We start from the raw sequence: 16,974 nt of genomic DNA, 5'->3' as shown, positions 1-16,974 counted from the left end.
TGCGGCTCCTCGCGGCGAGTGCGGGAGTGCGCGGGCTGTCGGATCGTTCGCTGCCGGATGTAGCCCGAATCGAGCAGACAGCACGACGCCGCCTCGGTGACACGAAGTTCACCGAGGCGGCGCGAGCGGGCGCGGAGGCGGATTGGCAGGAACTGGTCGCTTCTACACTCGCTTGTTGAAAGTGGCACGGGACCACAGGAATCCGACGATGGCGAACCCGGCGCTCCAGGCCAGCGCGGCGGCGGTGTAGCCGCCGGACGGGTGGCCGGTGAGAAATCCGCGCAGCGCTTCGATGATCGGCGTGAAGGGCTGATACTGCGCGAACTGCCGGATGCCCTGTCCCATCTGGTCGGCGGGCACGATCGCGCTGCTCAGGAATGGCAGCATGATCAGCGGCACCACGCTCATGCCCGCGGACTCCGGGGTCTTGGCGGCCATACCCAGCGCCACCGTGAGCCAGGAGGCCGCGAACGATGTCGCCAGAATGACGCCGATCGCGCCGAACCAGTCCGTTGCGGTCGCGTCCGGGCGGAAGCCCAGCGCGAAGGCCACGCCGATGATCGCCGTAATGGCAATCACATTGGTCAGCATGGTGGCCACGACGTGGCCGATCAGGATGGCGCTGCGGGAGACGGACATGACCTTGAACCGGTTGATGACGCCCTTGGCCATATCGGAGCTCACCGAAACCGCGGTACCCGACAGCCCGTAGCTGATGGCCAGCATCAACATTCCCGGTGTCGAGTAGTTGATGTACTCCTCGCCGACATTGAACGCGTTGCCGAACACGTACACGAAAATCAACATCATCATGACCGGCATCAGCGCGGCATTGAAGATCGTGACCGGAGTCCGGGCGATGTGCTTGAAGTTGCGGCGCAGCATGGTCGACGAATCGGCAAGCGATGCGGAAATGGTGCTCATTGTGCGACAGCCTCCGTGGTAGCGCGCCCGGTCAGGGCGAAGAAAACATCATCGAGATCAGGGGTATGGATGGAGACCTCGGCGGCCTCGATCGAGTACGCGGCCAGCCGATCCAGCAGGTCCCGCAGGGATTTCGAGCCGCCGTCGCCCGGCACCCGCAGGGCCAGGGCATCGTCGTCCGGGGTAGCGCCGGGCAGGATCCGTGCCGCCGCCTCCAGTTGCGTGGCGTCGGTGAACCGGAGCCGAATGTGGCTGCCGGGCACCCGCCGCTTGAGCTCATCGGCAGTGCCTTCGGCGACGATGCGGCCCTGGTCGAGCACCGCGATCTTGTCGGCCAGCTGATCGGCTTCCTCGAGGTACTGGGTGGTGAGGAAGATCGTCACGCCATCGGCCGTCAGCTCACGGACGATTTCCCACATGGTGCGACGGCTGCGCGGATCCAGTCCCGTGGTCGGCTCGTCCAGGAAGACGATGTCCGGCTTGGTGACCAGCGTCATCGCCAGGTCCAGCTTCCGGCGCATGCCGCCGGAGTAGGTCGAGGCCAGCTTGCCCGCCGACCCCTCCAGATCGAATCGTTCCAGCAGTCCGCCGACCACCTGCTTGCGCTGGGCGCCCCGCATGCGGTGCAGATCCGCCATCAGTTCCAGGTTCTCCGCACCGGTCAGCAGATCGTCCACCGCGGCGAACTGACCGGTGACCCCGATCACCTTGCGTACCGCTTCGGGCTCGGCCGTGAGGTCGTGCCCGGCAATGCGCGCCGTGCCGCCGTCGGCCTTCTGCAGGGTGGTCAGCACGTTCACCGTCGTCGTCTTGCCCGCTCCGTTCGGACCGAGCAGCGAGAAGATCGTGCCTGCATCGATATTCAGATCGATGCCGTCGAGGATCGTCTTGTCCCCGTATGCCTTCCGCAGCCCGGAGGCCGCGATTGCTGCGTTGTTCATGTGAACACAGTCGCCAGCCCGGCTGATACCGACCTGATAGCGACCTGACACGCCGACTGATACGGTGTTCGACCTGGTCACAGCGGACCAGGGGTGGCAAACGATCCTATTCGGGTGACTGCTGTCCGGCCGCGATGATGTCCGCCAACTCGCGGTCGGTCGCACTGAGCTCCCGGTCCGGCTCGTCTTTGCGCCTGGAGCGGATATACAGCCATTGCAGCAGCCCCGTACCGAGCACTCCGGCCGCCAGGGTGGCCAGACCGATCTTCCAGCCGGGCGGGCGCCAGGTCAGTTCCAGGTCGGCGTCGCGGGTGCCCGCGGGGATATCTACGGCGACAAAGGACTTGGCCACGGTCGTGAGCGGGATCGGCTTGCCGTCGAGGGTGACCCGGTAGCCGGGCCAGCCCAGTCGGGCGAACACCACGCGGCCGCCGGTGTCGGAGGAGACTCGCACGCGGCTGTCGGTATTGGTCTCCGATACCGAAGAGGCAGTGACGTTTCGGGTGTCGGCGACGCGGCCGTTCATCGTGGAGACCGGGCCGTTGTTCCGCTCCAGCACGGCGATGTAGCGCTCGTGGCCCGGGTAGTCGACCCACTGCCAACCCTCAGGAGCGGGCTGGTTGCGAGCGTCGGGAAACAGGGCCTTCTGCAATACGACCCGGTCGATGAGCATCAGATCGACGAGCGGGCGACCGGTGCTGCGCTCGGGTGCGAAAACGCGGCGGTAGGCGTCGGGGCAGACGCTGGAATCCCAGCGCATGCACAGCATTTCACCGAAGTAGTAGTGGCCGGTCGGGGTGTATCCGTTGACGTAGTTCAGTTCCATGTCCTCGGCGTAGTTGCCGAAAACCAGTGAACCGTAGGCGCCTTCGAGATTCTTGTCGCTCGGCTGCAGCAGCCCGCGCTCGCCGAGTTGGAGGGTGGTGCCGGTGAAGTCGGGGAACGCCGCTCGTGCCTCGGCCCGGTTCGCGGGCAGATGCCACGGCATCGGCGTCGGCTGGGCGGCATTGACCTGGTAGTAGGCGATCGGGAACATTGCGACGATGGTCAGCGCCACGGCCGCGGCGGTGCCCCGGCGCCGGCCGAGCCACACCACGCCCGCGCCTACCGCGGCGATCACCAGCGCCGCCGTGATGTGCCGGAGCACGTTGTGTGGGTCCGCGGAGAACGACCGCACCCACAGCGTCAGGATCAGCACCCCGGCGGCGATGCCGCGGTTGCGCCAATTCCGGACGGTGCCATAGCGGCCGAGCAGCACGCCCACCAGCACGAGCAGGCCGATCGCCAGCATCGGCAGCACGCGGACCGGCCAGCGCAGCGGTCCGATCGTGCCGGGGCCCGCGGTCCACATCAGCATGATGAGCGTGAACAGCGCGACCGCGGACAGTTCCTGCCAAGCCTGCCGCGCCCGGCCCCAATCAATGAAGGCAAGTGCCGGAATCAGGAACCAGGCGACGTAGGTGAGCGGCATCGGCTGGATATAGCCCCACCAGGACGTGAAGGCGGGCAGCGTGCTCGGCAGGCTGGCATTCAGCGATTCCGACCAGGGAATGGTGAGGAACTGGTCGTTGATAATGCTGGAGACGCCGCGCCAGGTCACCTTCGCCGCCAGCATGCTCGGCAGGAACGTGAGCAGTCCGGCGAGCCCGGCGCAGGCGGCCGCAAACGCGAGGCGCAGCACCGGTTTCCACGCGCGGCGGTACACGATCTCCCCGACGGCCACCGCGAGCAGCATCAGCGCCGCTTCCACGGCGGGGAAGATGTACTGCGTCGAGATGGTCAGATACAGATACCCGAACACCGGAACGGGACCGGCCTTGCCACGGGTGTAGCGCACCGACGCCGCCCAGGCGTGCACCAGCCAAGCCGTGCCGGTGAGGGCGGTCATCCAGCTGGCCTCGTCGAAGAACAGGAAGAAACCCGACAGCGGGAACGCGATGCCCGCCGCGGCCGACCACGCCGGGCGGCCACCGTAGGCCAGGCAGATCCGGTACACCCCGAGGGCGGCGATGATCGAGAAGACCAGTTTGACGATCGTCGCGTACAGCGCCAGATTGTCGACCGACGGCGCGATCAGGTCGACCAACAGCTGCGGTGGATTGAACAGGCCCGCATCGTCGATGGTGTTATTGCCCGACATCCACCGATCCGGCCACAGCACCGGAAACTGTCCGTTGCGCAGCGCCCGTCCCAGCGCCACCCACAGGCCGGTGTATTGGGATTCGGTGTCGTCGGTATAGAAGTGACGGCCGTTGGCCAGCAGGACCGCGGCGTATCCGGCAATGACCCCGATCGCCGTGACCGCCGCCCACCGCGAGATATCTCGCCGAGTGGGCTCGGAAGTGGAGTTCTGCGTGGCCCCCGAAGGTTCGGCCAGCGCCGCCTTCGACACTGCACTGTCCGTCACGAGTTCCACACCCTCCTCGACATGCCCGTATTCGATGCCCTCATGCCGCGAGCACGAACAATTTCTCACGGCCACCGGCGATCAACGACCGGTGCAGGATACGAGATTCATATGGACCGAACAGCTCATCCAATGTCTGCTCGGTAAAGCGATGGCTTTGCGCCCCCTCACCGGCGTCGGTGTAGCGGCGAGCGATCGCGGCCACTGCGCGGTTGTTGCTGGACGCCAGGTTCCGGATCGGTTCGGCGATGATGACGTGCTTGTGCGCGGCTGCCAGCATCCGGTCGAGGACGGGAACCGGCTCGGGCAGGAACTGGTACATGCTCGCCTGCATCACCAGATAGTCGGCCTCCGGAAACGGGTCGTCGGAGTGCACGTTCCACACCGTGCCGTGCCCACCCGCGTCGTTGAGACGAGCGATGAACCGGCTGTTCAGATCCAGGCCGATGTAAGTGCCTGCCCGCCCGCGCAGGTAGCGGGTATAGAGCGTCGCCGGACCACAGCACACGTCGACGACATCGGCGCCCTGGGGGATCAGCTCCGCAATCGCGCGAAACCGGGCCTGATAGTGCCGCCCGTACAGCCCCCGCATGAGCAGTTGGTAGACGGTTGCGTTGCGGTAGACCAGGCTGGTTCCCAATAGATTCCTTTGCGGACTGTTGGAGATCGGCTGCCGCGCCGGATGGTACGGGATGAGCGGGAGCGGGTCCATGGTCGCACCTGCCGTTTCGCCGCCGTGTGACGTCATGTTTCGAATAACTCTCGCGGCTCGCAGCCGCCGCGCCGGTATCCATAACGATCCGCTGGCGCGTCTGCATTCGGCTATACATTCCGTGGATACGGAAATATGCTCCCACTCGTGTCGAATCTGCGGATCAGCGAGGTTGCTGCTTTGATGGGTGTCAGCGATGACACCGTGCGGCGGTATATCGATCAGGGGCGACTGAACGCGATCCAGCTGGACAGCGGCCGCAAGGGCGTGAGCGGCCGTGAGCTGGCGGAATTTCTACGGGCCAACGCCGACGCGCCGGAGCCCGGTGCCACGGTGGCCGTTTCCGCGCGGAACCGGATGCGGGGGATCGTGACGCGAATCGTGAAGGACACGGTGATGGCCCAGGTCGAGATGCAGGCCGGGCCCTTCAAGCTGGTGTCCCTGCTGAGCCGGGAATCGGTCGACGAGCTCGGCCTCGAGGTCGGCAGCGTGGCGGTCGCGTCGGTCAAGTCCACCCACGTTGTTGTAGAAATCCCGGAAAGTTGATGAGGATGAGGATGATTCGTTCGCTGAGCGCGGTTGCCCTGACCGGCGCCGTCGCCTTGACACTGGTCGGCTGTGGATCGGACAAATCATCCGACCCGGCCCCCACCGACAAGATCTCCGGAACGGTGACGGTATTCGCGGCCGCATCGCTGACCGAGACGTTCACCGAACTGGGCAAGCAATTCGAGGCCGCACACCCCGGCACCAAGGTTGTCTACAGCTTCGGCGCGAGTTCGGCGCTGGCGGAACAGATAAAGCAGGGCGCCCCCGTCGATGTATTCGCCTCGGCGGCTCCGAAGAACATGCAGCAGGTCGTCGACGCGGGCGATATCACCGCCAAGCCGGTGACCCTCGTGCGCAACCGCCTCGAAATCGCGGTCCCCAAGGGCAATCCCGGCCATATCACCGGACTCGCCGACTTCGGCAAGACCGAACCGAAGATCGCGCTGTGCGCCGAGCAGGTGCCGTGCGGCGCCGCCGCCAAGACCGTATTCGAGGTGGCGGGTGTCAACCCGCAGCCCGACACCCGCGAGGCCGACGTCAAAGCGGTGCTGACGAAGGTGACCCTCGGCGAGGTGGATGCGGCGCTGGTCTACCGCACCGATGTGCAGGCCGCGGGCGACAAGGTGGAGGGCATCGACTTCCCCGAGGCCGATAAGGCGATCAACGACTACCCGGTCGCAGCACTGGCCAAGGCACCCAACTCCGCTGCCGCCGCGGCATTTGTCACGTTCATCGAGTCCGACCAGGCCCGCGCGGTATTCACCAAGGCGGGATTCGACAAGCCGTGATCCGGACGTCGGCGCGACGGCGGGCAGCACGCGGGCGGCGGCCGCTCATCCTCGTGCTGCCCGCCGTCTGCGGCTTGGCGTTCCTATTGTTACCGCTGGTCGGACTGCTGCTGCGCGCGCCTTGGCACGGCATGCCCGACCGCTTGTTCAGCGCCGAAGTCGGCCGAGCACTGCGCCTATCGCTGGTATGCGCGAGCCTGGCGACTGTCGTGTGCCTGGTATTCGGTATCCCGCTGGCATGGCTGCTCGCCCGCGGCGAGATACCGGGACTCGGATTCGTCCGCGCGCTGGTGACCGTCCCGCTGGTACTGCCGCCGGTCGTCGGCGGGGTCGCATTGCTGCTGGTATTGGGCAGGCGCGGAATCGTCGGCCGCCATTTGCACGAATGGTTCGGTGTCTCACTGCCTTTCACCACCGCCGGGGTCGTGGTCGCCGAGGCGTTCGTGGCGATGCCGTTCCTGGTCATCTCCGTCGAAGGCGCACTGCGCGGAGCCGACCCCCGCTACGAAGAAGCCGCCGCGACCCTCGGTGCATCGCGCTGGCTGACCTTCCGACGGGTCACCATGCCCTCGGTCATGCCGGGCGTGATCGCGGGCGCTGTGTTGTGCTGGGCCCGCGCACTCGGCGAATTCGGCGCCACCATCACCTTTGCGGGCAATTTCCCCGGCAAGACCACGACCATGCCGCTGGCGGTATACCTCGCCCTGGAAACCGATCCCGAGGACGCGATCGTGCTCAGCCTGGTACTCCTGTTCGTCTCGGTGGCCGTACTCGCGGCGCTTCGGGACCGGTGGACCCGAGGCGCGATATGACCCTCGACGCCGAAATACGCATCACCCGAGGCAGATTCGAACTCGACATCAACGTCACCGTGGCAGCCGGAGAAGTCGTCGCACTGCTCGGCCCCAACGGAGCGGGCAAGACCACCGCACTGCGGGCGCTGGCCGGACTCACCCCACTCACCGGCGGGCGCATCCGGCTCGACGAAAACACCTGGGACGCACCGCCGAAGCTGTTCACCCCCGCCGAGCGCCGCGCGGTCGGCGTCGTATTCCAGGACTATCTGCTGTTCGCGCACATGTCCGCCCAGGACAACATCGCCTTCGGACTGCGTGCCCGCGGACAGCACCGCCGCGCGGCCCGCGACCGCGCCGAATATTGGCTCGACCGAGTCGGCCTCGCCGAACACCGACACGCCAAACCCCGCGCGCTGTCCGGCGGCCAGGCGCAGCGCGTTGCCCTGGCCCGCGCGCTGGCGACCGATCCGCAGCTGCTGCTGCTCGACGAACCGCTCGCCGCGTTGGATGCGAGCACCCGTTTACAGGTTCGCTCCGACCTCGCCCACCACCTCGCCGACTACACCGGGCATACGGTGCTGGTCACCCACGATCCGCTCGACGCCATGGTGCTCGCCGACCGCCTGGTCATCCTCGAAGACGGCAATATCATCCAAGAAGGACCACCCAGCGAAGTGGCGCGCAGACCTCGCTCCGACTATGTCGCAAACCTGGTGGGCCTCAACCTCTATCGCGGCACCGCCCACGGCAATACCGTCGACCTCGACGACGGCGGAACACTCACCGTGGCCGAACCGGCCGAGGGCGCAGTGCATGTCGCGTTCCCGCCCAACGCGGTGAGCCTGCACCCCGAACAACCCGCGGGCAGCCCGCGAAACACCTGGCCGGTCACCATAATCGGGCTCGAACAGCACGCCCACACCACCCGAGTCCGCTTGGACGGCAGCCCATCGGTCCTCGCCGACGTCACCCCCGCAACCGTCGCCGATCTGCGCTTGCAAACCGGAGCGCCATTGTGGGCCGCGGTCAAGGCCACCGAAGTCCACATCTACCCGGCGTGATCCGCCCAGCCTGACGTCTGCGTCTCGACCGACAAGCGCTACGTCCGCGACGTATGCGGGAATCGCCCCAGGTCACGGATCCGCCGCGCATCCCACTCATTGGACACACCGCTGCCTAGACTGACTGCCATGCGACTGAGCACCCGCAATCAACTCGACGGCACCGTCATCTCGGTCACCCGCGGTGAAGCGATGGCTGTCGTACGAGTCCGACTCACCGGAGGCGATGAAATCACCTCCTCCATCACCCGCGATGCCGCCGACGACCTCGCACTCACCGACGGCACCCCCGTCAAAGTCCTGATCAAATCGACCGAAGTCACCCTCGGCATCGAGTAGTCCCTATCCGGCCGCCCGGTCTCGACCGGGCAGCCGGACTCAGGTCTTGCCATGTTCGCTGCGCGTCTGGGCGCGGCGTCCGTACGAACGAAACTGCACCGCATCCACATTCAACTGCGCGGCCAACCGTGTCACCGCCACCGGCGGCGCGGCAGTGACCTTGTCCGGGACAAATCCGAGCCACGGCAGGCAGGCTGCACAGGATCACGGCCAGGCCCAGGCGCACGCTAGCCCCGCGACCCTGCGGCACGACGAACGCCAAATCTGCGGGGCTGAGATGAAGTACCGGAACAGCTCCTCGCGGCTGATCTCCGGGAACTCCCGAAGACGCTGCAACTCCTCGTCCGCGAATACCCGTGTTGCCACGAAACCAGCCCTCCGGCACGCCGACCAACCTCAACGGCAGCAAGCCGAGCACCAACCACCCCACCCTGCACTCGGAACCGGCGAATCACCCTCTACCAGGGCACATCCCGAGCTTCGTTGGATTTTCGGCGATTACTACCGGAACCCCTTGGTGCGCAGCCTCGCCCAAGACGCTCGGGCCTCCGATGAGGGGCAGCGCCGGTTCCAGGCCGACAGTGACCCGGCCGCAGTCGTTCGACTCAGTCCGATACCCTCGAGAACGGCTGATAGCCGAGCAGGCACGAACGGCAGGAATGACGTGGTCGAATTTCGCTTCGGGGTCAACATTGCGTTCCCGAACTCGCCTTCGAAGTGGGTAAGTCAAGCTCGCCGTGCAGAGATGCTCGGTTACGACGTACTCGCGGTGCCCGATCACCTCGGTGTGCTGGCTCCAATACCGACGTTACTGCTGGCGGCGCAGGCTACCGAGCGAATTCGGCTGGGCACCTTCGTGTTGAACACGCCGTTCTACAACCCGGTGCTGCTCGCTCGCGATATCGCCGCACTCGACCAGTTCAGTGGAGGCAGGATCGAGCTGGGGCTGGGCGCGGGATACGTAGAGAGCGAATTCGACGCCGCCGCAATACCGTTCGCGGGCGCGGGCGCCCGCATCGACCATGTCGAGCAGACTGTGCTCACCATGCGCAAGCTCTACGCCGACCCCGGCTACCGGCCGGCGCCCACGCGTCCGGAAGGCCCGGCGGTGCTGATCGCCGGATGGGGAAAACGGTTGCTACGCGTGGCTGCTCAGCACGCCGATGTGGTGAGTCTGTCCGGTGCCGTACCCGCGAAATCCGGGCTGCCGACCGCCGCCGCCCCGGACACGCTCGCCGAACGCGCCGAGTACGTGCGCGGCTTGCTCGGTGAGCGTCGCGATCAGGTGGAAATCAACGTCGCCATCTGGGGCGTGGCCTCCCCGTCCGAACGCGACACCCTTGGCCAACAGGTACGCGCGTTTCTGCCCGGATTCACCGACGACCAGATCGATGCCACCCCCACGGTCATGGTCGGCACTCCTCAGCAGATCGCCGAAAACGTGCGCGAACTCCGCGAGCGCTACGGAATCACGTATTTCACTGTGCAGGAACCGGCTATGGAGAGATTCGCACCGGTCATCGAACTACTGAAGTAGCCCGGCCGAGTGGGTTGCCGCAGCGGCCCGCTAGAGCCGGAGTTCGCGTCCGACGACGATCGCGGTCCACCCCATCGAACAATCTCCACACCACCTTCATCGAACGGACGGGTGATGTGTACAGACCACCAACGCGCATCAGCCAGAACCACACCGGTGTGTCACGGTCTTAGTCCGGTCAATAGTGGGAGACAGAATCTAGTACTCCAGCATCCCGTGAGTCGGCCAGCTCCCGTCCGTGTGGTTGCGAATCTGGGCCCACGACAGCGCCAGCATCGACATGGGATCGCTCGGCTGGGAAGAGAGGGTGTGCTTGTCGATCAAGAGCTGATACGGCGGGGGCGAGTATCGGGGGCTCTCCATGACCTCGGTATGGATCCGGTACTCCACCGTGTCCGGCTCCTCGTTGGTCAACTGCAGATGCACTCTGATCCGGTACGGGTAGATCTGATGTGCGGGCATCCACGTGCCTTCCCTGATCGCCGATAGGTAGGTCTCCACCACGATGTCCATCGGTAGGCTCGGAAACTCCAAGATCACCCCGGTCTGGGCATTGAGCACCAGTTTCGTCAGACCGAGGTACCGTCCCTGGCTGATCCGCTCGTCCCCCGGCTGGTGATAGACCACCCAGCCCAGCTCGAACGGAAACATCCGGTACTGGTGATTGTCACCCAATGCCGTCGCCAAATATGCGCGGGCTTGCTGTTCGGTCGTGATCGGTTCTTGCATGAAGCGGACTCCCATCGGATCGGCGCGGAATCGCGTGCAGGGCGGCTGCGTGGTCGGCAAAGTGCGCTGGTAGCCGGTCCAGGTGTGGGTCGTCAACGGGGCGACAAGGCGTGTTTCCCAGTTCCTCAAAGATTTCCGAAGCTCACCACACCTGTCCCGCTACGCGATCAGCTTGTTCATCTCTGAGCACATCGCCGTATGCCGCGTCCCGAGCCGGTCACGAGCTTCCGAAACAACCGAGTCCCACGACTCTCGGTCGTGCCCGGTTCCGTGGTCTCCGCGTTCCATACCTCCCCCGACTTTGCAACACACCCGCACAGGCGGAGCAGCCCCGATGCTAGTAACCGAGTCCGACAGCCCGTACCCGACATGAAGATTCGGCTGCGACGGCAGCTGGATCGTCAGCGGTCGAGGAATGCGGCCAGCTCCGCATCGACGGCGGCGGGATCGTCCTCGTGGGCGTTGTGGCCCGCGCCTGGGAGCATTCGCAGCGTCGCCCTGGGGATCAGTTGTGCGAGCGGCTGCGCTTGCGAGGGGCTCACGACACTATCCAGTTCTCCCCAGAGGATCAGCGTCCGTGCCCTGATCGTGCCCGCCTCTCGTTGCACCTCGGCCAGATCCAGACTGCGTGGCTGCTTCCACATCGCGGTGCGGTTGTCTGCATGGCTCTGCGGGATCCAGTACGTGTCCGCGAGTTCCTTCGTCAACGTCTCGGGGTGGGCGTACGCTGCGCGCAATCCGGCCACATAGATGTCCTCGGTCATCACCCGCGTGGCCAGTTCACCCAGCACGGGCGTTCGCATCAGCCGCATGTTCACATTGAGCTCGGTATCCAGAACCAGTGGTGAGATGAGCACCAGTTGATCCACCTCCGAGGGATATCGTGCAGCGAAATCCACCGCGACAGAACCACTCAGGGAATGCGCCAGCACGGAGACACGGGTGAGGCCGATCGCAGAGATGAACTGCCGCAAGGACTCCGCCATCGCTCGCACGTCGTATCCGAATTCCGGATCGTGCAGCGTGGTGCAGCCCGAACCCGGCAGGTCGACCGCATAGACGGTGTGATCGGTGGCAAGCGCGGCAATGATGTCGCGGTAGGTGTACGACCAGAGTGTGCCCCCCGGCAGCAGAACGATGGGCGGTCCCCCGCCCGCCTTCAGATAGTGAAAGCGCGCCACCGCGGTGTCGACGAACTGCCCATTATCGAGAGTCGGCGACTCCACGGTGCTGTCCGCATGCGCTACCGCTGGCATCGCCACACTGATGGACAGCACAGCCACGATCGCAGACAGCGCTCGCAACCATCGGCGTCGACGGTGTGGCGTCGTGTCGCTCGCCATTGGATTCTCCCTTCGCATAGGTGTTCCCGCGCTAGCGGTCTCGTGTCCTGGACGAGTCCGACAGCTCGTTCGTGACGCGGTCCGGCGGTGCCGTGTGTCACACCCATGGGCGCTGCCGGGTTCTCCCTGGTCAGGACTGCCGGATTCGCGGCAAGGTCGAACTCGGCTCACTCCCCGATCTGTCGAGACACCGGGGCGGTGGTGGCACGCGTCACATTGCCGTGCTGTCACAGAGATCGGGCTGCCGACATCTTGTGTTCGTTCGGTGCAGCCGCACGGAACATCGGCGGTGAGGACGCCCCTCTTCGCTGCATTCGCCACTGCAGAACGGAAAGACATCATGAGCAAGGTCTGGTTCGTCACCGGTTCCTCCCGTGGCCTCGGCCGGAACTTCGTCGAGGCCGCACTGGCCCACGGCGATATGGTGGCCGCGACCGCCCGGAATGCCGACAGCCTCGCAGAACTGATCACCGCCTACGGCGATGCGATCCTTCCCCTGGACCTGGACGTGACCGATAGGGCAGGAGTCTTCGCGACCGTCGAACGGGCCACAAAGCACTTCGGCCGTCTCGACGTCGTCGTGAACAATGCGGGCTACGGCCTGCTCGGCGCTGTCGAGGAGCTGACCGAGCAGCAGCTTCGAGATCAGTTGGACACCAATCTGTTCGGCGCGGTGTGGGTCGTCCAGGCCGCGCTGCCGCAGTTGCGTGCCAACGGTGGCGGGCACATCATCCAGATTTCCTCGGTCGGCGGTCTGGCCGCGTGGCCGCTGGGCGGGGCATACCATGCCTCCAAATGGGCCTTGGAAGGCCTGAGCGAATCCCTCGCCCAAGAGGTCGCCGGCTTCGGCATCAAAGTGACCTTGGTCGAGCCCGGCTCCTACGCCACCGACGGCGCGGCTGGCGCCGTCCACGCCGAGGCCGACCCGGCTTACGCCGGTCTCCGCGAAGCCTTCGCCGCCTACGCGCAGACGCTCGATCAGGGCGACCCGGCCGCGGCCGGCCGAGCGCTCGTCGAAATCGTCGAATCCGCCAACCCACCCCTGCGCGTGTTCTTCGGATCCCAAGGCAGCCAGATCGTTTCGCAGATCTACACCGACCGGCTCGAGACCTGGGCCACCTGGCAAGACCTCGCGACGAAGGCGCACGGCCACACCTCCGCCGTCTGATCGGCGACCGCCCTGCAGGAAGGGCTTCTGGCCCACCGGATCTCGATCCTGCTCGACTCACCAGTTGCCCCGCGGCGCGTCGGCGACGACATCCGGATGCAAGGAATCCCGACAAGTCGGTTGCCACCGACTTGCCTTGTGGCCCACGGTAAACCGGCTCCGAAGTGGTCGGTTCCCGGTTCTGGCGCAAACACCGGTTTGCGCCAGAACCACCAGATCGCGGAAGACGGTGCGGCCGTCAGGGTGCGGTGTTGCCGGAAGACGGGCTCAGCCGACTGGGATGACCAGGGCGTCAGCCGACGTCCTGGAGCAGTAAGTGCCGCCCGTTGAGCGGACCGCCCAGCTGCATCAGCTGTCCACCCGCACGCAGACCACCGAGGTCCAGCGCGGCGAATCCGAACTCGTCCAGCAAGCCGGCCACGTCGGCTTTCGCATCGGCATCGTCGCCCGCGTAGAAGATCACCTGCCGGCCTTCGGCATGCTGGGGGTCCGCGGCGACGAACGCGGCGAACACTGTGTTGAATGCCTTCACGATCCGCGCGCCCGCAAGGCGCTCGGCGACCCACTCGCTGCCCGTGAGGTCACCGACGTCGTAGCGACCCTGCCAGGGGTTCGCCGTTGCGAACTGATTCGTCGCGTCGACGACGATCTTCCCGGACCAGTCGGTGAGGCCGGTCAGATCCGGCACGGCGAAGAACGGCACCGCGAGGAATACGAGATCCGGCTGCGCCGCCTCCTCGGCCGTCACCGCGTGGGCCTTCGGCCCCAATTGCTCCACGACGGCCTGCAGCGTCTCCGGGCCCCGGCTGTTGCCGATGAGTACCTCATGGCCATGACGGACGGCCTTGTCAGCGACCGCCTTGCCGATATTTCCCGCTCCGAGAATGCCGATGGTGCTGTGTGTGGTCATGGTGCTCATCCTCGATCGTGTCAGGCCACGCGCGGTGGGTTTTCATCCAATCGGACCACCACGGTTCGAGCTGATCGTCAGAAGGAATGCCGATGAACGGCCGGGACAGTCGGCGGAGGGCGCCGACTGGAGAGCCATCATCCGGCGGCTCCTTCGCAGGCTTCGCAGTCCAGGCCGCCGTACCGGAATAGATTCGCGGACAGCATGATCAGGGCTCTCGCGTGTCAGATGATGTGGTCGGGCTCTTGGGCGTGCGAAGGGTCCGGCGGATGGCGTTGCGGAGCCAGCGGTGGGCTCCGTCGGATGTGTGTCGGGGGTGCCAGGCCATGCTGATGGTCAGGGGCGGCAGTGCCAGGGGGATGTCGAGGAGGTGCAGTCCGAGGGTGGTCGCGTCGGCGGTGAGGGGCGACGGGTCGGCACCGGGGAGTGCGGCAGGTACGAGGCAGACGATGTCGCTGCGGGCGGCGAGGGCCATGGCGGCCAGGTGGCTGGGGAGGACGACGCTGACCCGCCGTCGCAGGTTCTGCTCGGCCAGCGCGGTGTCGAGCGGGCCGGCGAACAGGCCACGGCGGCTGACCGCGACGTGTTGGGCGGCAGCGAGTCGGGCGGGGGTCAAGGGTTCTTCGGTGAGATGGTGGCCGGGCCGGACCGCCGCCACCATGCGCAGGCTGACCAGTTCTTCGACCTGGGTTTCGGGATCTACGTGGTCGATGGGGCCGATCTCCAGATCGACCCGGCCGTCACGGAGTGCAGATCCGGCCTCCAACTCCTCGGCCCGGAGCCAGAACGAGACCCCCGGCGCCTCCTGCTCGGCCAGTTGCAGCAGTCGGGGGGCCAGTGCAGCGCCGACCAGGTCGGCGGCCTGGAGGGTGAAGGTCCTGCTCAGGTCGGCAGGGTCGACGCCCGTGCCGGGGCTGAGCAGCGCTCCGAGGCTGCGTACCACTGCGGCGGCTTCGTCGCGCAGGGCCTGGGCACGCGGGGTGGGAACCATGGTCTGTCCGGCCCGGACCAGGAGGGGGTCTTGGAGGATGCGGCGCAGGCGAGCGAGGGTGCGGCTCATGGCGGCGGGCGACGTGTGCAGTCGGGCGGCGGCGCGGGTGACGCTGTGCTCGGCCAGCAGGGCGTCCAGCGCGATGGCGAGATTGGCGTCGATGACCGGATCCGGGCTGTTCACCAGCATTATTCCATTTCAGTCAATGATTCAGTGCTGAAGTTCCCATTGTGGCAACGCTTGGTTCTCCGCAGGATGACGGGTGTACCGATCCAACAGACCTGCGAGGCTTTCATGATCGTCATTACTGCTCCTACCGGGAACATCGGCCGTCCCCTGCTCTCCCGGCTCCTGGAGTCCGCCCCCGCCGCGGGTGAGGAACTGCGGGTGATCGTGCGCGATCCCGCGCGGCTTCCGGACGCGGCGCGCGGACGCGTCGAGGTGATCACCGGCTCGCACGCAGACGCCGGGGTCCTCGACCGGGCCTTCGAGGGCGCGGACGCCGTGTTCTGGCTGGTCCCCCCGGACGCCTCCCAGACCCCGCACGACGGCTACAGCGGCTTCACCCGGCCCGCCGTGCAGGCGCTCGCCGCCCACGGCGTCGGCCATGTCGTCGGGGTCTCCGCGCTCGGCCGCGGTACCCCGCTCGCCGACCGCGCCGGCCTGGTCACCGCGTCCCTCGCCATGGACGACCTCATCGCCGGCACCGGCGTCGCCTACCGGGCCCTGGCCAACCCGTCCTTCTTCGAGAACCTGTTGGAGGAGTCCGACTCGATCCGCGATAAGGGCGTGTTCACCGACGTCGTTGCCGCCGACCGCAAAGCCCCCCTCGTCGCTGTAGCCGATATCGCGGCCGTCGCCGCCGGCCTGTTGCTGGACCGCTCGTGGACCGGCACCGACAGCGTCCCCATCCTCGGGCCGCAGGACCTGTCCCCCAACGACCTGGCCCGCATCATGACCGAACAGCTCGGCCGCCCCGTCCGCTACGAACGCCAGCCGCTCGACGAGCTGTACACCACCCTCGTCGGCTATGGCCTCAACGAGGCGTTCGTCCAGGGTGTCGTCGACATGAAGCGGGCCAAAGACCAGGGCCTCGACGCCGGAGTCGCCCGTACCCCGGAAACCGCGTCCGCCACCAGTTTCGAGCAGTGGTGCGCCCAGACCCTCATGCCCGCTATCCGCTCCTGAGGCCCACCACCCGTCGCCCGGAACCCATGATGCCCAGCGCACCAACATCTTTGGAGGAACCCTGATGCCCGCTGAAAAAACCAAACCACCGGTCACGGCGTTCATACTCGTCAAGACCACACCCGAGTGGCTCGCTCTGACCGTCCAGGAACGTGTGGCCGCCTTCACCACCCAGGTCCTGCCCGCCATCGAAGCCAAGACCACCGGCGTACGGTCACGCTTCTACGACACCGAGTTCTACTCCGCACGCGTCACCGACGTCTGGGTATGGGAAGCAGAAGACCACCACGCCTATCAGCTCCTCATCGACGCACTGCGCGAAACCCCGTTCTGGGATCGCTACTTCGAGGTCATCGACCTCCTCGTCGGCACCGAGAACGGCTACGCCCGAACCTACGGCCTCGAACCCGTCGCCACCATCACCACTTGAACCCCGCGCGACCTGCGGCTCCAGATCTGTTCTCACGCTTACGCGACTGCTTCCGATCTCAGAGCGATGGCATTTCTTCAGCTCGAGCCCGGTCGTCGAAGCGCGCGCGGGCGCGCTCGACGTCGGGCAGTGTGGTTGTGGCCCAATGCAGGAGTGCGTC

Annotated in this window: 17 protein-coding genes and 1 pseudogene; 9 read left to right on the top strand and 9 right to left on the bottom strand. The window is 66.2% G+C overall.

All coding sequences use genetic code 11. From position 1 onward, the window contains the following. Positions 1-162: 162 nt before the first annotated feature. The 4 genes from ABZW16_RS38410 to ABZW16_RS38395 all read right to left on the bottom strand — a co-directional run bounded on the left by ABZW16_RS38410 (position 163) and on the right by ABZW16_RS38395 (position 4,984). On the bottom strand, positions 163-924 hold the full coding sequence (locus tag ABZW16_RS38410; protein ID WP_354961052.1) for an ABC transporter permease: 762 nt from the start codon (positions 922-924) through the stop codon (positions 163-165). Continuing rightward, positions 921-1,865 (bottom strand): ATP-binding cassette domain-containing protein, encoded by a 945-nt coding sequence (locus tag ABZW16_RS38405; RefSeq protein ID WP_354961051.1) that lies wholly within the window; start codon positions 1,863-1,865, stop codon positions 921-923. Before ABZW16_RS38405 ends, ABZW16_RS38410 begins: the two co-directional genes overlap by 4 nt. 106 nt (positions 1,866-1,971) lie before the next feature. After that, entirely contained in the window at positions 1,972-4,185 is a 2,214-nt protein-coding gene (locus tag ABZW16_RS38400; protein ID WP_354961055.1) for a hypothetical protein, read from the bottom strand. A gap of 127 nt (positions 4,186-4,312) precedes the next feature. Beyond that, complete coding sequence (locus ABZW16_RS38395) at positions 4,313-4,984, bottom strand: class I SAM-dependent methyltransferase (RefSeq protein WP_354961050.1); 672 nt, start codon at positions 4,982-4,984, stop codon at positions 4,313-4,315. Between the two features lie 147 nt (positions 4,985-5,131). On the opposite strand from ABZW16_RS38395, the gene ABZW16_RS38390 reads away from it, so the two are divergent. The 5 genes from ABZW16_RS38390 to ABZW16_RS38370 all read left to right on the top strand — a co-directional run bounded on the left by ABZW16_RS38390 (position 5,132) and on the right by ABZW16_RS38370 (position 8,518). Continuing rightward, a complete protein-coding gene (locus ABZW16_RS38390; protein ID WP_354961049.1) occupies positions 5,132-5,530 on the top strand; it encodes a TOBE domain-containing protein in 399 nt (132 codons plus the stop codon). 11 nt (positions 5,531-5,541) lie between these two features. Further along, complete coding sequence (gene modA / locus ABZW16_RS38385; RefSeq protein WP_354961048.1) at positions 5,542-6,321, top strand: molybdate ABC transporter substrate-binding protein; 780 nt, start codon at positions 5,542-5,544, stop codon at positions 6,319-6,321. Next, a complete protein-coding gene (modB, locus tag ABZW16_RS38380) occupies positions 6,321-7,133 on the top strand; it encodes a molybdate ABC transporter permease subunit (RefSeq protein WP_354961054.1) in 813 nt (270 codons plus the stop codon). Before modA ends, modB begins: the two co-directional genes overlap by 1 nt. Next, on the top strand, positions 7,130-8,179 hold the full coding sequence (locus ABZW16_RS38375; RefSeq protein WP_354961047.1) for an ABC transporter ATP-binding protein: 1,050 nt from the start codon (positions 7,130-7,132) through the stop codon (positions 8,177-8,179). Before modB ends, ABZW16_RS38375 begins: the two co-directional genes overlap by 4 nt. A gap of 129 nt (positions 8,180-8,308) precedes the next feature. Then, positions 8,309-8,518 carry a TOBE domain-containing protein gene (locus tag ABZW16_RS38370; RefSeq protein ID WP_354961046.1) on the top strand — a complete coding sequence of 70 codons (210 nt, stop codon included), beginning with the start codon at positions 8,309-8,311 and terminating at the stop codon, positions 8,516-8,518. Between the two features lie 51 nt (positions 8,519-8,569). On the opposite strand, the pseudogene ABZW16_RS38365 reads toward ABZW16_RS38370, so the two are convergent. Beyond that, a pseudogene (locus tag ABZW16_RS38365) lies at positions 8,570-8,884 on the bottom strand (DUF4158 domain-containing protein); the annotation flags it as partial. A gap of 298 nt (positions 8,885-9,182) precedes the next feature. Between ABZW16_RS38365 and ABZW16_RS38360 the strand changes: the two are divergent. Further along, positions 9,183-10,055, top strand: coding sequence for a TIGR03621 family F420-dependent LLM class oxidoreductase (locus tag ABZW16_RS38360; protein WP_354961045.1), 873 nt, complete (start codon positions 9,183-9,185; stop codon positions 10,053-10,055). Between the two features lie 198 nt (positions 10,056-10,253). Here the strand turns inward: ABZW16_RS38360 and ABZW16_RS38355 are convergent, their stop codons facing one another. Then, the gene (locus ABZW16_RS38355) at positions 10,254-10,784 is read right to left on the bottom strand and encodes a hypothetical protein (protein WP_354961044.1); all 531 of its coding nucleotides are present in this window, start codon (positions 10,782-10,784) and stop codon (positions 10,254-10,256) included. Positions 10,785-11,185: 401 nt separating this feature from the next. Beyond that, positions 11,186-12,061: an alpha/beta hydrolase gene (locus tag ABZW16_RS38350; protein ID WP_354961043.1), complete on the bottom strand. Its 876-nt coding sequence runs from the start codon at positions 12,059-12,061 to the stop codon at positions 11,186-11,188. 403 nt (positions 12,062-12,464) lie between these two features. Between ABZW16_RS38350 and ABZW16_RS38345 the strand changes: the two genes are divergently transcribed. Beyond that, positions 12,465-13,295 carry an SDR family NAD(P)-dependent oxidoreductase gene (locus tag ABZW16_RS38345; RefSeq protein WP_354961053.1) on the top strand — a complete coding sequence of 277 codons (831 nt, stop codon included), beginning with the start codon at positions 12,465-12,467 and terminating at the stop codon, positions 13,293-13,295. A 292-nt stretch (positions 13,296-13,587) separates the two neighbouring features. On the opposite strand, the gene ABZW16_RS38340 is transcribed toward ABZW16_RS38345, so the two are convergent. Both ABZW16_RS38340 and ABZW16_RS38335 read right to left on the bottom strand, forming a co-directional pair. Next, positions 13,588-14,205, bottom strand: coding sequence for an NAD(P)-binding domain-containing protein (locus ABZW16_RS38340; protein WP_354961042.1), 618 nt, complete (start codon positions 14,203-14,205; stop codon positions 13,588-13,590). 208 nt (positions 14,206-14,413) lie between these two features. Further along, a complete protein-coding gene (locus ABZW16_RS38335; protein ID WP_354961041.1) occupies positions 14,414-15,385 on the bottom strand; it encodes a LysR family transcriptional regulator in 972 nt (323 codons plus the stop codon). A 66-nt stretch (positions 15,386-15,451) separates the two neighbouring features. Between ABZW16_RS38335 and ABZW16_RS38330 the strand changes: the two genes are divergently transcribed. Both ABZW16_RS38330 and ABZW16_RS38325 read left to right on the top strand, forming a co-directional pair. Beyond that, entirely contained in the window at positions 15,452-16,384 is a 933-nt protein-coding gene (locus tag ABZW16_RS38330; RefSeq protein WP_354961040.1) for an NAD(P)H-binding protein, read from the top strand. Between the two features lie 64 nt (positions 16,385-16,448). Continuing rightward, positions 16,449-16,814, top strand: coding sequence for a darcynin family protein (locus ABZW16_RS38325; protein WP_354961039.1), 366 nt, complete (start codon positions 16,449-16,451; stop codon positions 16,812-16,814). Positions 16,815-16,974: the final 160 nt, after the last annotated feature.

Source organism: Nocardia sp. NPDC004604 (assembly GCF_040609795.1).
GTDB lineage: Bacteria > Actinomycetota > Actinomycetes > Mycobacteriales > Mycobacteriaceae > Nocardia.
The sequence above is the reverse complement of the archived record's forward strand: the minus strand, read 5'-3'. Positions and strand labels throughout refer to the sequence as shown.

Bases quoted from the DNA above. Each gene is read 5' to 3' on its own strand.
- ABZW16_RS38410 (WP_354961052.1), bottom strand. From the start codon at position 924: ATGAGCACCATTTCCGCATCGCTTGCCGATTCGTCGACCATGCTGCGC.
- ABZW16_RS38405 (WP_354961051.1), bottom strand. From the start codon at position 1,865: ATGAACAACGCAGCAATCGCGGCCTCCGGGCTGCGGAAGGCATACGGG.
- ABZW16_RS38395 (WP_354961050.1), bottom strand. From the start codon at position 4,984: ATGGACCCGCTCCCGCTCATCCCGTACCATCCGGCGCGGCAGCCGATC.
- modA (WP_354961048.1), top strand. From the start codon at position 5,542: ATGATTCGTTCGCTGAGCGCGGTTGCCCTGACCGGCGCCGTCGCCTTG.
- ABZW16_RS38375 (WP_354961047.1), top strand. From the start codon at position 7,130: ATGACCCTCGACGCCGAAATACGCATCACCCGAGGCAGATTCGAACTC.
- ABZW16_RS38370 (WP_354961046.1), top strand. From the start codon at position 8,309: ATGCGACTGAGCACCCGCAATCAACTCGACGGCACCGTCATCTCGGTC.
- ABZW16_RS38355 (WP_354961044.1), bottom strand. From the start codon at position 10,784: ATGCAAGAACCGATCACGACCGAACAGCAAGCCCGCGCATATTTGGCG.
- ABZW16_RS38340 (WP_354961042.1), bottom strand. From the start codon at position 14,205: ATGACCACACACAGCACCATCGGCATTCTCGGAGCGGGAAATATCGGC.
- ABZW16_RS38335 (WP_354961041.1), bottom strand. From the start codon at position 15,385: ATGCTGGTGAACAGCCCGGATCCGGTCATCGACGCCAATCTCGCCATC.
- ABZW16_RS38330 (WP_354961040.1), top strand. From the start codon at position 15,452: ATGACGGGTGTACCGATCCAACAGACCTGCGAGGCTTTCATGATCGTC.
- ABZW16_RS38325 (WP_354961039.1), top strand. From the start codon at position 16,449: ATGCCCGCTGAAAAAACCAAACCACCGGTCACGGCGTTCATACTCGTC.